The sequence below is a fragment of the Curtobacterium sp. ISL-83 genome, from assembly GCF_018613895.1.
GTDB lineage: Bacteria > Actinomycetota > Actinomycetes > Actinomycetales > Microbacteriaceae > Curtobacterium.
Genome location: NZ_JAGGPH010000003.1, coordinates 285,996 through 299,394 on the forward strand (window position 1 = coordinate 285,996; position 13,399 = coordinate 299,394).

The 13,399-nt window shown below is 72.0% G+C and carries 13 protein-coding genes; 4 read left to right on the top strand and 9 right to left on the bottom strand.

Annotated elements, in window-relative coordinates:
* Positions 1-65 precede the first annotated feature (65 nt).
* From J7E22_RS02840 to J7E22_RS02855, 4 genes are all read right to left on the bottom strand, one after another.
* Positions 66-1,373: a carbohydrate-binding protein gene (locus J7E22_RS02840; protein WP_214978632.1), complete on the bottom strand. Its 1,308-nt coding sequence runs from the start codon at positions 1,371-1,373 to the stop codon at positions 66-68.
* Positions 1,374-1,541: 168 nt separating this feature from the next.
* Entirely contained in the window at positions 1,542-2,693 is a 1,152-nt protein-coding gene (locus J7E22_RS02845) for a P-loop NTPase (protein WP_214978634.1), read from the bottom strand.
* Positions 2,686-3,189: a DUF1003 domain-containing protein gene (locus J7E22_RS02850; RefSeq protein WP_251008664.1), complete on the bottom strand. Its 504-nt coding sequence runs from the start codon at positions 3,187-3,189 to the stop codon at positions 2,686-2,688. The genes J7E22_RS02845 and J7E22_RS02850 overlap by 8 nt, the downstream gene beginning before the upstream one ends.
* A gap of 34 nt (positions 3,190-3,223) precedes the next feature.
* The gene (locus J7E22_RS02855) at positions 3,224-4,543 is read right to left on the bottom strand and encodes a magnesium transporter MgtE N-terminal domain-containing protein (protein WP_214978638.1); all 1,320 of its coding nucleotides are present in this window, start codon (positions 4,541-4,543) and stop codon (positions 3,224-3,226) included.
* Between the two features lie 193 nt (positions 4,544-4,736).
* Between J7E22_RS02855 and J7E22_RS02860 the strand changes: the two genes are divergently transcribed.
* On the top strand, positions 4,737-5,783 hold the full coding sequence (locus J7E22_RS02860; protein WP_214978640.1) for a general stress protein: 1,047 nt from the start codon (positions 4,737-4,739) through the stop codon (positions 5,781-5,783).
* A 308-nt stretch (positions 5,784-6,091) separates the two neighbouring features.
* Here the strand turns inward: J7E22_RS02860 and J7E22_RS02865 are convergent, their stop codons facing one another.
* Together J7E22_RS02865 and J7E22_RS02870 are read right to left on the bottom strand one after the other, a co-directional pair.
* Positions 6,092-6,568 (bottom strand): GNAT family N-acetyltransferase, encoded by a 477-nt coding sequence (locus J7E22_RS02865; RefSeq protein ID WP_214978642.1) that lies wholly within the window; start codon positions 6,566-6,568, stop codon positions 6,092-6,094.
* Between the two features lie 9 nt (positions 6,569-6,577).
* Entirely contained in the window at positions 6,578-8,062 is a 1,485-nt protein-coding gene (locus J7E22_RS02870; protein WP_214978644.1) for an aminopeptidase P family protein, read from the bottom strand.
* Between the two features lie 126 nt (positions 8,063-8,188).
* Between J7E22_RS02870 and J7E22_RS02875 the strand changes: the two genes are divergently transcribed.
* The gene (locus tag J7E22_RS02875; RefSeq protein ID WP_214978646.1) at positions 8,189-9,061 is read left to right on the top strand and encodes a PHP domain-containing protein; all 873 of its coding nucleotides are present in this window, start codon (positions 8,189-8,191) and stop codon (positions 9,059-9,061) included.
* Positions 9,062-9,264: 203 nt separating this feature from the next.
* Here the strand turns inward: J7E22_RS02875 and J7E22_RS02880 are convergent, their stop codons facing one another.
* Entirely contained in the window at positions 9,265-10,785 is a 1,521-nt protein-coding gene (locus J7E22_RS02880) for a DEAD/DEAH box helicase (RefSeq protein WP_214978648.1), read from the bottom strand.
* Positions 10,786-10,867: 82 nt separating this feature from the next.
* Here J7E22_RS02880 and J7E22_RS02885 point away from each other — a divergent pair, with 82 nt between their 5' ends.
* On the top strand, positions 10,868-11,584 hold the full coding sequence (locus J7E22_RS02885) for a ferritin-like fold-containing protein (protein ID WP_308159123.1): 717 nt from the start codon (positions 10,868-10,870) through the stop codon (positions 11,582-11,584).
* Positions 11,581-12,738: a mannosyltransferase family protein gene (locus J7E22_RS02890; protein WP_214978650.1), complete on the top strand. Its 1,158-nt coding sequence runs from the start codon at positions 11,581-11,583 to the stop codon at positions 12,736-12,738. The genes J7E22_RS02885 and J7E22_RS02890 overlap by 4 nt, the downstream gene beginning before the upstream one ends.
* A gap of 27 nt (positions 12,739-12,765) precedes the next feature.
* Here the strand turns inward: J7E22_RS02890 and J7E22_RS02895 are convergent, their stop codons facing one another.
* On the bottom strand, positions 12,766-13,062 hold the full coding sequence (locus tag J7E22_RS02895) for a hypothetical protein (RefSeq protein WP_214978652.1): 297 nt from the start codon (positions 13,060-13,062) through the stop codon (positions 12,766-12,768).
* 3 nt (positions 13,063-13,065) lie between these two features.
* Positions 13,066-13,290: a DUF3107 domain-containing protein gene (locus J7E22_RS02900; RefSeq protein WP_214978654.1), complete on the bottom strand. Its 225-nt coding sequence runs from the start codon at positions 13,288-13,290 to the stop codon at positions 13,066-13,068.
* Positions 13,291-13,399 lie beyond the last annotated feature (109 nt).

Consider the following 13,399-nt stretch of genomic DNA (forward strand, 5'->3'; position numbering starts at 1 on the left):
TCTGACGGACAGGAGGCGCGGTGCCAGCTGGCACCGCGCCTCCCATCCGTCGGACCGGGTCGGTCCTACTTCAGGTCCGCGATGAAGCGATCCGTCCACGCGAGGGCCGGCGCACTCGGGACCGAGCTGCAGGTCGAGGACGCGGTCGTCGAGGAGCACGGCGTGTCACGGTCGAGCGACCAGAAGTGCAGCCCGGCGAGACCGTTCGTCTTCGCGTAGGCGGTCAGGGTGTCGACGTCCGCCAGGGTGAAGACCTCGTCCGAGGCGTCGTTCACCCCGATCATCGGCGTGACCTCGATCTTCGACGGCGCGATGCCGTAGGTGTGCTCGAGGTTCTTCACGGCCTGGATGGACGACTGCCCCATCTCGCAGGTCGACCCGGACAGGACGCAGTTCGCGGTCGTGGCCCGGCCGAAGTCCATCGTCATGAGGTTGACGGTGTAGTTGGTCAGGCTCGACGCCTTGATCGCCTTCACCGTCGCGTCACCCGTGCTGTTCAGTCCGCCGTACGAGCCGTCGGAGGCGGCCAGGGTGGCGAGCGTGAACGAGAACCGCATGCCCGGGTACTTCGCCTGCGCGAGCGCCGCGGCGTTCACGAGGTTCTGCACGTCGGCGGCGGACTGCCCGCTCTCGATGTCGAAGTCGACGCCGATCATGTGCGGCGTGGCGTACCGGGCGATGAACGACTGGAGCGCCGTGCCGGAGCACGTGAACGAGCCCGCCGCCCCACCGGTGCTGACGATGTAGTTCACCCCGGCGGCGTCGAGCTTCGGGATGTTGGCGCTCGCGAACGCGTCCGCGGCGACACCGCCCCAGTTCTCGCTGCCGCACGTGCCGGTCGCGAAGGCGAGGGTGATCGCCTTCAGGCCGGGTTCGCGGGTGGACACCAGGCTGTTGCTCGACCCGACGACCGGGATGCGCGACCCGGTGACGGCGGTGTTCATCACGTTCGTGTTCCAGTCGAGGTTCACGGTGACGTCCTTGTAGGGGCTGAACACCAGGCCGCTCGCGGTGCCGCCGCTGCCGCCGGTCGAGCCACCGCCCGTGGAACCGCCGCCGGTCGAGCCGCCGCCCGTGGAGCCGCCGCCGGTCGTGCCGCCGGTACACGCTCCGGTCGAGGTCCACGGCTGTCCGCTCCCCGTCGCACCGGCGTGGGTGGCCGGCTCGTCGCCCTGCGTCCACCAGTTGGCGGTGTAGTTCGTGCCGTTCTCGCTGACGGCAGCGCCGCCGCTGTACGCGGTGCCGGCACTCCAGCTCGGCGCACACGCCGGCGTGGTCGCGAGCGCTGCTGGTGCTGCGGCGAGTGATCCCCCTGCGACCACTGCCATGACGGAGGCCACGAGGCCGATCCGTACCCGGGTGTTCTTGTTCACGCGGTTCTCCTGTCCTGTGCCGAGCCACGTTGCCCGGCGGCTGCAACTCCTGCGCCCTGATTCCGCAGGAGCATTGTGGAATACCCTTGCATAATGCGCTGGTGCACTCGTGAAGTCCATGAGCGGACGCTCAGGAACGTGCAGCCGCTGCGTGCGGTGGATCGCGGCTCAGGACAAGGAGAGCCCGAGCTTCCGGCCGGACAGGCCCCGGCCCATCGTCGTGATGCCCGCGGCGATCGCGGTCAGGGCGACGGCGGCCGGGTCGTCCGGCGCACCGAGCACGACGGGCAGACCCGCGTCGCCACCCTCGCGGAGCGGTACCGACAGCGGCACGCTGCCGAGCACCGGGACGGGTGCGTCCTGCCCGCGGGAGAGCCGTCTGGCGGTCTCGGCGCCACCGCCCTCACCGAACAGGTGCAGGACGCTGCCGTCGGGCTGGACGAGCCCCGCCATGTTCTCGATCACGCCGATGACCCGCTGGCCGGTCTGGCGAGCGACGATCCCGCTCCGCTCGGCGACGTCCGCCGCGGCCGCCTGTGGTGTCGTCACGACGAGCACCTCGGCGTGGGGGAGCAGCTGGCCGACCGAGATCGCCACGTCCCCGGTGCCCGGCGGCAGGTCGAGCAGCAGGACGTCCAGGTCACCGAACCACACGTCGGTCAGGAACTGGGACACCGTGCGGTGCAGCATCGGGCCGCGCCAGGACACCGCGGTCGAGACGTCGTCGACGAACATGCCGATCGAGACGACCTTCACGTCGTGGGCGACCGGCGGCAGGATCATGCTGTCGACACGGGTCGGCCGGGGTGCGACCCCGTGCTCGTCCGTCAACCCCATCAGGCCGGGGACGCTGAAGCCGTGCACGTCGACGTCGACGATCCCGACGCGCTGCCCGGCGGCCGCGAGCGCCGCGGCGAGGTTCACGGTCACGGTCGACTTCCCGACACCGCCCTTGCCGCTCGTCACGGCGATCACCCGCGTCAGCGAGTCCGGCGTGAACTGCACGCCCCGGGGGCGCCCCGCACGCAGCCGGTCGGTCAGGGCGGCGCGCTGGGTCGGCGACATCACGGACACGTCGACGTCCACCGCGGTGACGCCGGCCACCGACGCGGCGGCGGCGCGGACGTCCCGCTCGATCGTGTCGGCGGCGGGGCACCCCACGATCGTGAGCTGCAGGTCGACGCGCACCGAGCCTCCTGGCTGGACGTCGACGCCGCGGATCATGTCGAGCTCCGTGACGGGCCGACGGATCTCGGGGTCGATCACCCGGCCGAGCGCCGCGAGGACGGCACTGCCGAGCAGCTCGGCGGCGTCAGCCACGGGCGATCGTCGGACCCGTCTCGTCGGCGAAGCCGGCGTCCGCGGCGTCGCGGCGGTCGAGCTCCTCGAGCAGGGAGCGCAGTTCGGCGCGGATGAAGTCCTTCGACGCCATGTCGCGCATCGCCAGGCGGAGCGCCACGACCTCGCGGGCGAGGTACTCGGTGTCCGCGAGGTTCCGCTCCGCGCGCTGCCGGTCCTGCTCGAACTGCACGCGGTCGCGGTCGTCCTGCCGGTTCTGCGCGAGCAGGATCAGCGGGGCGGCGTACGAGGCCTGCAGGGAGAGCACGAGCGTCAGCGCGGTGAAGCCGATCCCGGCCGAGTCGAACTGCAGGCCCTTCGGGAGGAGCGTGTTCCAGCCCATCCAGACCGCGACGAAGAGCGTCAGACCGACGAGGAACCAGGGCGTGCCCATCGCACGGGCGATGCCCTCGGTGGCGCGGCCGAAGGTGTCCCCACGGCCGTTGCGTCGACGGGTCGGCAGCACGCGCGTGCGCATGCCCTTCGGTGAGTCGAGCCGCTCCTGGCGGTTCTCATCCGTTCGTGCCACGAGTGGTCCTCCGTTCCGTCGTCACAGCCGCCTTGCGTTGGCGGAGTCGTGCTCGCGAGGCCGTGCTGGTCTCGTCCCGACTTCGCCAGTCGTCCGGCAGGACGTGGTCGAGGACATCGTCGATCGTCACCACCCCGACGAGGCGGTGGGCGTCGTCGACCACGGGGACCGACACCAGGTTGTAGGTCGCCATGACCCGGGTGACCTCGGCCGCACTCGCATCGACCCGCACCGGTTCGGTCTGCTGGTCGATGAGCGTGCCGAGCCGCTCGTTCGGCGGGTAGCGGAGCATGCGCTGGAAGTGCACGAGGCCGAGGAAGCGCCCGGTCGGGGGTTCGTACGGCGGCAGGGTGACGCAGACGCTCGCGCCGAGCGCGGGGGCGAGCTCGTGCCGGCGGATGAGGGCGAGCCCCTCGGCGACCGTGGCATCCGCCGAGACGATCACCGGCTCGGTCGTCATGAGACCACCGGCCGTGTCCGGCTCGTACTCGAGCAGCATGCGGACGTCCTGGGCCTCTTCCGGCTCCATGAGCTGGAGCAGGGCTTCGCTGCGCTCGTCGGAGAACTGCGCGAGCACGTCGGCGGCGTCGTCGGGCTGCATCTGGTCGAGGACGTCGGCGGCGCGGGCGTCCTCGAGCCGGGTCAGGATCTCGATGCGCTCCTGGTCGGGCATCTCCTCGAGCACGTCGGCCAGGCGGTCGTCGGGCAGTTCCTCGGCGACCTCGAACCGGCGTTCCTCGGGCAGGTCGAGCAGCGTCGACGCGAGGTCGGCGGCCACCAGGTCGGAGTAGGCGGCGATGACGTGCTCGGCAGACTGGGCCTCACCCGGGAGCTCGTCCTCGGTGACCTCGTTCCACGTCGAGAACGTCGTCGGGCCCTTGCCGAACGGGGACGGCGTGGTCTTCGGCTTGCGGAGGAAGAGCTGTGAGACCTCCCAGTCGCCCTGCCCGCGGTCCTCGATCGCGACGTCCTCGACGGTGGCGCGGATGCGCTCCTTCTTGATGAGGACCTTGCGGCCGAGCATCTCGGCGATCACCCGGACCTCGCCGCCGCGCTGCTCGAAGCGGCGCATGTTGACGAGGCCGGTCGTGATGACCTGGCCGGCGCCGATGGAGGTGATCCGGCCCACGCTCACGAAGATGCGGCGCTTGCCGGGGACCTCGACGATGAGGCCGACCACGCGCGGCGGATCCGCTCGGCGGTAGACGACCAGGACGTCCCGGACCCTGCCGACACGGTCGCCCGCGGGGTCGAAGACGGAGCACCCGGCAAGGCGGGCGACGAAGACCTTCGTGGCGCTCACCCGACCAGCGTAGCCCGTGGCGGTGGACGCTTCCTGCTCCGTGGGGTCGCGTGGCGCCGGGGCGGCCGACGCCGGCGACCCGTACCGGGCCCTGCTCTGCGGCCCGTGGTGTCCAGCGCGCTCGGCGCCGGGACGCGGTTGCTTCCCTGGGACCGCACGTGCGATTGCAAGCTGGTCGGTGAATGATGGCTGTGTGAGCAATCAGAGCCCGTTCGCCGGACGCACCGCCCAGGCCTTCCCGACGCTGCCCCACGGCGACGTGCTCGGCACCTACGACAGCTACCCCGATGCCCAGGGCGTCGTCGCGAAGCTCGCCGCCGCTGACTTCCCGGTGAACCAGCTCGCGATCGTCGGCAACGACCTCAAGACCGTCGAGCGCGTGACCGGCAAGATGACCTACGGCCGCGCGGCGATCGCAGGGGCGCTCAGCGGGCTCTGGCTCGGCATCTTCTTCGGCATCGTCCTGACGCTGTTCTCGCCGAGCGCGGGCGGCCTGATCCTCGCCGCCGCGATCATCGGTGCGGCGTTCGGGATGCTGTACGGGATCGCATCCTTCGCGATCACGAAGCGGCAGCGGGACTTCACGAGCGTGCACCAGGTGCTCGCCACGAACTACCAGATCGTCGTCGACCCCCAGCTCACCGGGCAGGCGCAGCGGATCCTCGGGCAGTCCGGGGCGACGCCCTCCACGCACTGGAACGAGGGGCCCCAGGTCGGCGGTCCGCAGGGCGGCGCGCCGTTCCGTGGGCAGCAGCCGTGGCGTCCGGGGCCGCCCGCGCAGAGTGGTCCGCCCGCGCAGGGCGGTCCGCACGGCGGATCCCACGCCGCGCCGCGGGACGGCTCGCAGGGTGGAGCGTACGGCGCGCCGCAGGGGTCGCCCTACGGCGGCCACGCCACACCCCACGAGCAGCCTGGAGGCACGCAGCAGCCCGGTACGCCGGCCTCGGGCGCCCAGGCGGGTGCGCCGCGCTACGGCACGAACGACGGTCCCCGGTACGGGCAGGACCCATCCGGTGCGCCGGCTGCCGGGACGCCCGCGGCACCGTCCCCCGCGTCGCAGCACCGCCCGGAGGACCCGCCCCGGTACGGCGAGCGGGTGACGGGGACCACGCCGGTGTCGGCCCCGGTGGCGGGGGACGACGGGCACGTTGCCGAGAGCGGTGCGGCGGGGAGCGCTCCCTCCGATCCTGCGTCCGACGCTCCCGGGTCCGACCGCGCGAAGGGCGACGACCGAGCCTGACCCGCTCGCCGAGTGGGCAGGACTCGCCGCTCAGGTCTGGCGAGGGTGCACGAACTGTCGCCTGGGCGTGGCCGGCGCGACACTTTCGGCACCCTCGGCGGAGCGGCTCGGGCGCGTTCCGGTGCCGGGCTGATGCCTCCGCCGGGCCCGCCGACGCCGGCGAGTGGGCAGGACTCGCCGCTCACGTCTCGCGAGGGCGCACGAGTCGTCGGCCGAGCGCGACCGGCGCGACACTTTCGGCACCCTCGGCGAACCGGCCCGGGCGCGTCGGGACCCGCCCCGCGCCTCCACCGTGCGGCCCGCGGCGGCTACAGGACCTTGGAGTAGCAGACCGACAGGGGAGCTCCAACGTACGGTCCGAAGTTCGCGATGCGGGTGAAACCCTCACGCTGGTAGAACGCGATCGCCCGCTTCTGCTCGGTCCCCGTCTCGAGGACGAGAGCCGGTGAACCGAGGTCGAGCGCGGCCTCCTCGAGTCGACGCAGCAGCGCTGTGGAGACCCCGGTGCCGCGGGACTCCGGCCGGACGTACATCCGCTTGATCTCCGTGATGCCGTCGTCGACGATCCGCAGGCCGCCGCACCCGAGGGGGGTGCCGGTCTCGTCGCGTGCCAGGAAGAACACGGCGATGGTGTCCGCCGTCGGCTTCTCACCGGGCTCGGTGTCGGCCCCGTACGCCCGGTCGATCTCGATCCGCTGCGCGGTGCGGAGCCGCTGGGCATCGGGGGAGTCGAAGTGCTCGACATCGATGGACACTGCGTTCGGGGAGACCTCGGGCGTCGTCACCCGCTCAGGCTAGCGCCCGGAGCGGGCGATCCACCCCTCCACTTCCGAGGGGGTCCTGGGGATGCCGATCGACAGGTTCTCGGCGCCGTCGGCGGTCACGAGGATGTCGTCCTCGATGCGCACGCCGATGCCGCGGAACTCCTCCGGCACGGTCAGGTCGTCCTGCTGGAAGTACAGGCCGGGCTCGATCGTGAACACCATGCCGGGCTGCACGATGCCGTCGATGTACAGCTCGCGGCGGGCCTTCGCGCAGTCGTGCACGTCGAGTCCGAGGTGGTGGCTCGTCCCGTGCACCATGTACCGGCGGTGGAACTGGTTGTCGGCCGGCAGGGACTCCTCGGCAGAGACCGGCAGGAAGCCCCACTCGGCGGTCTTCCGCGCGATGACCTCCATGGCGGTGGCGTGCACCTGCCGGAACGTGATGCCCGGCTTCACGATGGCGAACGCGGCGTCGGCGGCTTCGAGCACGGCCTCGTACACCAGGCGCTGCACGTCGGTGAAGGTCCCGCTGACCGGCAGGGTCCGCGTGATGTCGGCGGTGTAGAACGAGTCCACCTCGACCCCGGCGTCGATCAGGATCAGGTCCCCGGGCTGCACGGCGCCGTCGTTCCGCGTCCAGTGCAGGATGCAGGCGTGGGGGCCGGACGCGGCGATCGTGTCGTAGCCGACGGTGTTGCCGTCGGCGCGGGCACGACGGTTGAAGGTGCCCTCGACGATGCGCTCGCCACGGGGGTGCGCGAGGACGGCGTCGAAGTCGGCGATGACGTCGTCGAAGCCGGCCTTCGTGGCGTCCACGGCGCGGCGCATCTCGTGGACCTCGTACGCGTCCTTGACCAGACGCAGCTCGGACAGGTCGCGGGCCAGGACGTCGTCGGTCGCGGGGGAGCCGTCGGTCTCGGCCGCACCACCGACGGGGCTGCCGAGGCGGGCGTCGAGCCCACGGGTGACGTCGTCGTCGGCTTCGCGGACCAGGAGGGCGGACGCGTCGAGTCCGTCCAGGACGGCGTCGAGCGTGCCGAGGTCGGCCGTGGCGAGGCCGAGGTCCGCGGCGACCTCGTCCAGCGAGGGACGCGGCCCCACCCAGAACTCGCCGATCTCGGGGTTGGCGTAGAACTCCTCGGAGTCACGACCGGCGGTGGCGCGGAAGTACACGGTGGCGTCGTGGCCGGAACCGTTCGGCGTCATCACGAGCACGGAGCCGACGACGGTGTCGGTGCCCCACCCGGTGAGGTGGGCGAACGCGGAGTGTGGGCGGAACGGGTAGTCGCAGTCGTTCGACCGGACCTTCGCCTGGCCGGCCGGCACCACGATCGTGCGGCCGGGGTGCAGCTCGGAGATCCGTGCGCGACGCTCGGCTGCGAACGCAGCCTGCTCGCGGGGCTCGGGGAGCGGGCGGTCACGCTCGGCCCACTGCGATCCGATGTAGTCCTTGAAGGTCGAGGAACCGGGGGTGGTGGATCGGTTGCTCGTCGCGCGGGGAGTCGTGTCGGCCATGGGCCCATCATCGCACCGCCCGGCGAGCGTGCGCCGGATCGGTGTCCACTCGGCCGAACGGCCGGTCGAGGCGGCGAGCCGTGCAGCGTCCTGTGGGGCTCTTCACCTGCGGATACGATTGACGGCGTGCCAGACCCGTTCATCGACCTGCACGCCCACTCGAGCGTGTCCGACGGCACCGAGCGACCCGCCGACCTGATCCGGGCCGCTGCGGCTGCCGGGCTGGACGCCGTCGCCCTGACGGACCACGACACGACGGCGGGCTGGGCCGAGGCGTCGGCGACCGTCCGCGACCTGCCGATGACGCTCCTCCCGGGTCTCGAACTCAGCACGCGTGTCGGCTACCGCAGCGTGCACGTGCTCGGCTACCTCGTCGACCCCGACCACCCGGGGCTCGCGGCGGAGATCTCGAAGACCCGCGACGACCGGCGCGCGCGTGCGCGACGGATGGTGGACAGCATCGCGCGGGACCACGCGATCACGTGGGACGACGTCATCGCCCAAGCCACCGAGGGTGCCACGATCGGGCGCCCGCACATCGCCGACGCCCTCGTCGCCCTCGGGCTCGAGCCGGACCGCTCGGCCGCCTTCCGTGGGATCCTGCACCCCGCCTCCGGGTACTACGAACCGCACGACGCACCCAGCCCACTCCGCGGGGTCGAGCTCATCCGGGAAGCCGGGGGTGTGCCGGTGATCGCGCACCCCGCTGCCTCGACGCGCGGGATCGTCATCGACGAACCCATGCTCCGGGAACTCGTCGACGCCGGGCTCGGCGGGCTCGAGGTCGACCACCGCGAGAACCTGTCGCACGGCAAACGGACGCTCCTCGACTGGGCGGCACGGTACGACCTGTTCGTCACCGGCTCGAGCGACTACCACGGCACCGGCAAGCCGAACCGGCTCGGGGAGCACCGCACGGCGCGTACGTCGTTCGACGCGATCCTGGCCGAGGCGACCGGCAGCACCCCCGTCGTCGGCACCGGTTCCCGTCTGGCCTGACGCCCGCGGCGCTGCTGCCGGCCGGCGACCTGGTCGGGCCGACTCGGCGTGGGCGACGGTTCCCGGGCCGCACGGCCCGAGATCGGTCCCGCAGCCCGAGATCGGTCCCGCAGCCCCAGACTCGGCGTGGCGGCCCGAGACCGGGCAGTCGGGGACGACGAAGGGCCCGTCGCGGAAGCGACGGGCCCTTCGGTCTGGAGGCGCTACTCGCCGTCCGAACCGCCCTGCGGTGTCGACGCGGTCGCCTCGGCCGAACCGGTGCCGGCTCCGCGACGACGGCGGCGACGCCGCCGCTTCGCGGCGCCGTCGGTGGCTCCCGACTCGGTCGCGACGTCGTCCGCCGGACCCGTGGTGGCGTCCGGAGCCGGGGACTCGGAGACGGGAGCCGGCGCGGAGGAGTGCTGGGAGCCTCCTGTCCGGGTCCGATCACGGGACCGTGCGCGCGACCCGTCGCGGGCACCGTCTCGTGCGCCGTCGCGGGGCGGGCGGTCACTGCTGCGCTTCTCGGCGGGGGCGCCGGCCGTCGCTGCGTGCGACGAGGCGCCGGGCAGGCGGCCCTTGGTGCCGACCGGGATGTCGAGGTCCTCGAAGAGGTGCGGCGACGACGAGTAGGTCTCGGTGGGCTCGGGGATCCCGAACGCGAGGGCCTTGTCGATGAGCGTCCACTTGTGCAGGTCGTCCCAGTCGACGAACGTGACCGCGATGCCCGTCTTGCCGGCACGACCGGTGCGGCCGACGCGGTGCAGGTACGTGTCGGGGTCGTCCGGGATCGTGTGGTTGATGACGTGCGTGACGTCGTCCACGTCGATGCCGCGCGCGGCGACGTCGGTCGCGATGAGCACGTCGCGCTTGCCGGCCTTGAACGCGGCCATGGCCCGTTCGCGCTGCTCCTGGTTCAGGTCGCCGTGGACCGCTGCGGCGTTGAAGCCGCGGTCCTTCAGCTCTTCGACGAGCTTCGCCGCGGCGCGCTTCGTGCGGGTGAACACCACGGTCTTGCCGCGGCCCTCGGCCTGCAGGATCCGCGCGATGACCTCGTCCTTGTCGAGCGAGTGCGCGCGGTAGATGACGTGCTTGATGTTCGCCTGCATCAGACCCTCGTCGGGGTCGGACGCGCGGATGTGCACCGGCCGCGACATGAAGCGACGGGCCAGCGCGACGATCGGAGCGGGCATCGTCGCCGAGAACAGCATGGTGTGCCGGACCTCGGGGATCGACTGGAAGATCCGTTCGATGTCCGACAGGAACCCGAGGTCGAGCATGCGGTCGGCTTCGTCGAGGACGACTTCCTGCACGTGGGAGAGGTCGAGCATGTGCTGGCGCTGGAGGTCGATGAGCCGGCCGGGCGTGCCGACGACGATCTGGGCGCCGGCCTTCAGCTGCTCGATCTGGCCCTCGTACGCCTTGCCGCCGTAGATCGCGGCGATCGTGGTCGGCCGGTTCATCGCGGCGACCTCGAGGTCTTCGGTCACCTGGACGGCGAGCTCACGGGTCGGGACGACGACGAGTGCCTTCACCCCGGGCTCCGGCGCGGCGCCGAGCCGCTGGATGAGGGGGAGGCCGAACCCGAAGGTCTTGCCGGTTCCGGTCTTGGCCTGGCCGATGATGTCCTGGCCGGTCAGGGCGAGCGGGATCGTCTGCTGCTGGATCGGGAACGGTTCGAGGATGCCCTTCGACGCGAGGGCGTCGACGATGTCCTGCTCGATGGAGAGGTCTGCGAAAGTCAAAGAATCACCTTAGTTCTGGTGCAAGTCCCGACCAGTCTACCGACGGGCCGGTCCGACGTCTCCCGCCCCGTATGCTTGACCGGTGGTGTCGTGGTGGAACCGGAAGCGCGCGGGACAGCTCGCGACCGCGTGGCTCGCGTCGCGGAGCCCTCGCGGCGGCAAGCCCGTCGAGCGTCTCCAGCTCGACGACGTCAGCCCCGAGCTCGACGTCTACCTCGGCCAGGCCGCCTACCTGCAGCTCTCCCTCTACGAGACCATGGGGCGCGCGGGGGCCTCGGCACCGACGCTCTCCGGCCGCCTGGTCACCGGTGTGCTCGCCACGACGGCACTCGACCGGCACCGCACGATCGTCGCCGAGATCGAGCGGACCGGCGGCGACCCGGCGATCCTCATGGCGCCGCACCGTGAGGCCATCGACCGGTTCCTCGAGCGGACCAGCGGCGCGGACTGGTACGAGTCGATGCTCACCGGCTACGTCACCGCCGGCATCCTGAACGACCTGTTCGGCAGCCTCCTCCGGTCGCTGCCGGCCGACGTCCGCCAGCGGTTCCGGACCCTCTTCGACGCGCGTGAGGAACCCGCCGTCGTCGAGGAACTGACAGCACACATCGCCGCCGAGCCGGAGGTCGGGTCGCGCCTGGCGATGTGGGGCCGCCGCTTGGTCGGCGACACGCTGCTGGTCGCACGCTCCGCGCTGGCGTCGCACGCACGCGAGGACCAGTCGCGCCTCGAACCGGTGTGGACCGAGCTCATCGCGGCGCACACGCGGCGGATGGACGCGCTCGGGCTCACCGCTTGACCGCGCGCGGGGACCTCCTCGCTCCCGGTGGCTCGTGGGTACGAGCGCTGCTCGGGGGCGCAGCCATGTGGACGGCGTCCCGGATCCTCGTCACGACCATCGCGCTGGTCTCCCAGTGGGCGGCGACCGGTTCGCTGCTCGGGGGTCGGCCGTTCGCGGAGCTCCTGGCGCGGTGGGACGCTGGGCACTTCGCCGACATCGCCGCCCGCGGGTACCCGCTCGGGTCGACGGACGTGGCGTTCTTCCCCGGGTACCCGATTCTCGGCCGGGGTGTGGCCGCGGTCATCCGGCCGGTCACGTCGGATGCGGTCCCCGTCGCCATGATGCTGGTCGCCGGACTCGGAGGGCTCGTCGCCGCCGTCCTGCTCTGGCGGTTGACCGAGTCCACGGCGGGACCACGGGCGGCCTTCCTCGCCACGCTGCTGTTCGTCGTCGGCCCCTACGCGGTGTTCCTGCACGCGTCGTACTCGGAGTCGTGCTTCGCGGCGGCGGCGATCGGGGCCTGGTACTGCGCGGTCCGCGAGCGCTGGTGGTGGGCCGGGATCGTCACCGCGGTCGCCGGGACCTTCCGCGCCAACGGGCTCTTCCTGCTCGCGGCGATCGCGGTGCTCTACGTCACCCGGCGTCGGGCGGCCGGCAAGCCGGTCGTCGCGTGGCCGGCCCTCGGCGTCCTGATCGGGGTGCTCGGGTTCGCGGGCTACATGCTCGCGCTCTGGGTGCAGACCGGGCGCCTCGATGCCTGGTCGGAGGCCCAGCAACACGGCTGGGGGCGCGTGACGAGCACGCCGTGGACGGCGCTGGCGGACACCGTCCAGGCGGTGCTGCACCACCCGCTCGCCTCCGCGCGGCCGCAGTTCCTGCTCGACATCGTGTTCGCGGTGCTGCTGCTGGTGGCGGTCGGGTACTTCGTGGCGCGTCGGCGGTGGGCCGAGGCGGTGCTGCTCGGGCTGACGCTCGTGTCGCTCACGACGAGTTCGACCTACGTGTCGCTCGCGCGGAACACCCTGACGCTGTTCCCGATCTGGATCGCGCTCGCGGCGGGGGCACAGCGGCACGCGGTCGGGCGCTGGATCGTGACCGGGGTGCTCGTCGTGGGGGTCGTGCTGCTCACGGCGAACACGCACCAGTTCACGCTGGGAGCCTGGGCGGACTGAGCACGGTGCCAGCAGGCGACCTGATCGTCAGGCGCCCTGTGCCTTCAGCCGCTCGAAGAAGTCGCTGTCCTGCGCGGCCCGGCGTCGGCCGAGCACCCACTCGACGACCAGGGCGACGACGCCCGCACCGACGAGGGCGACCACCCAGATCCAGCCGCCGTCGTACCGCCAGCCGGCCCAGGTCAGGGCCTCCCACAGCACGGCGGCCGCGGTGCCGCCGACGCTCGGACCGACGAGGACCCCGCGGGTCCCGTGCCAGGGCAGGACGACGTGCGCGACGGCACCGATCAGGATGCCGCCGAGCACGGCGAAGAGCAGTTCCACGTGTCAGGCGACGAAGCCGATGCGGCGCGCCTCTTCGGCGCCGACCTCGACGTAGGCGAGGGACGCGACGGGCACGATGAAGCGGCGCCCCTTCTCGTCCTGGAGCGCCAGGTGGGTCGACTTCTCGGTGAGGGCTGCCGACACGGCCTTCTCGATCTCGTCCGCCGTCTGGGCGGTCTCGAAAGCGATCTCGCGCGGGCTGTTGATGATGCCGATCTTGATGTCCACGAGCACAGCGTATCCGAGCACCCCCTGGCTGCATCCGCCGTTCGCCGCGGGCGCACACCCGACGACGACCGCGCGCGTCGAGCCGCCGTGTCGGCCGTCCTCGGTACGG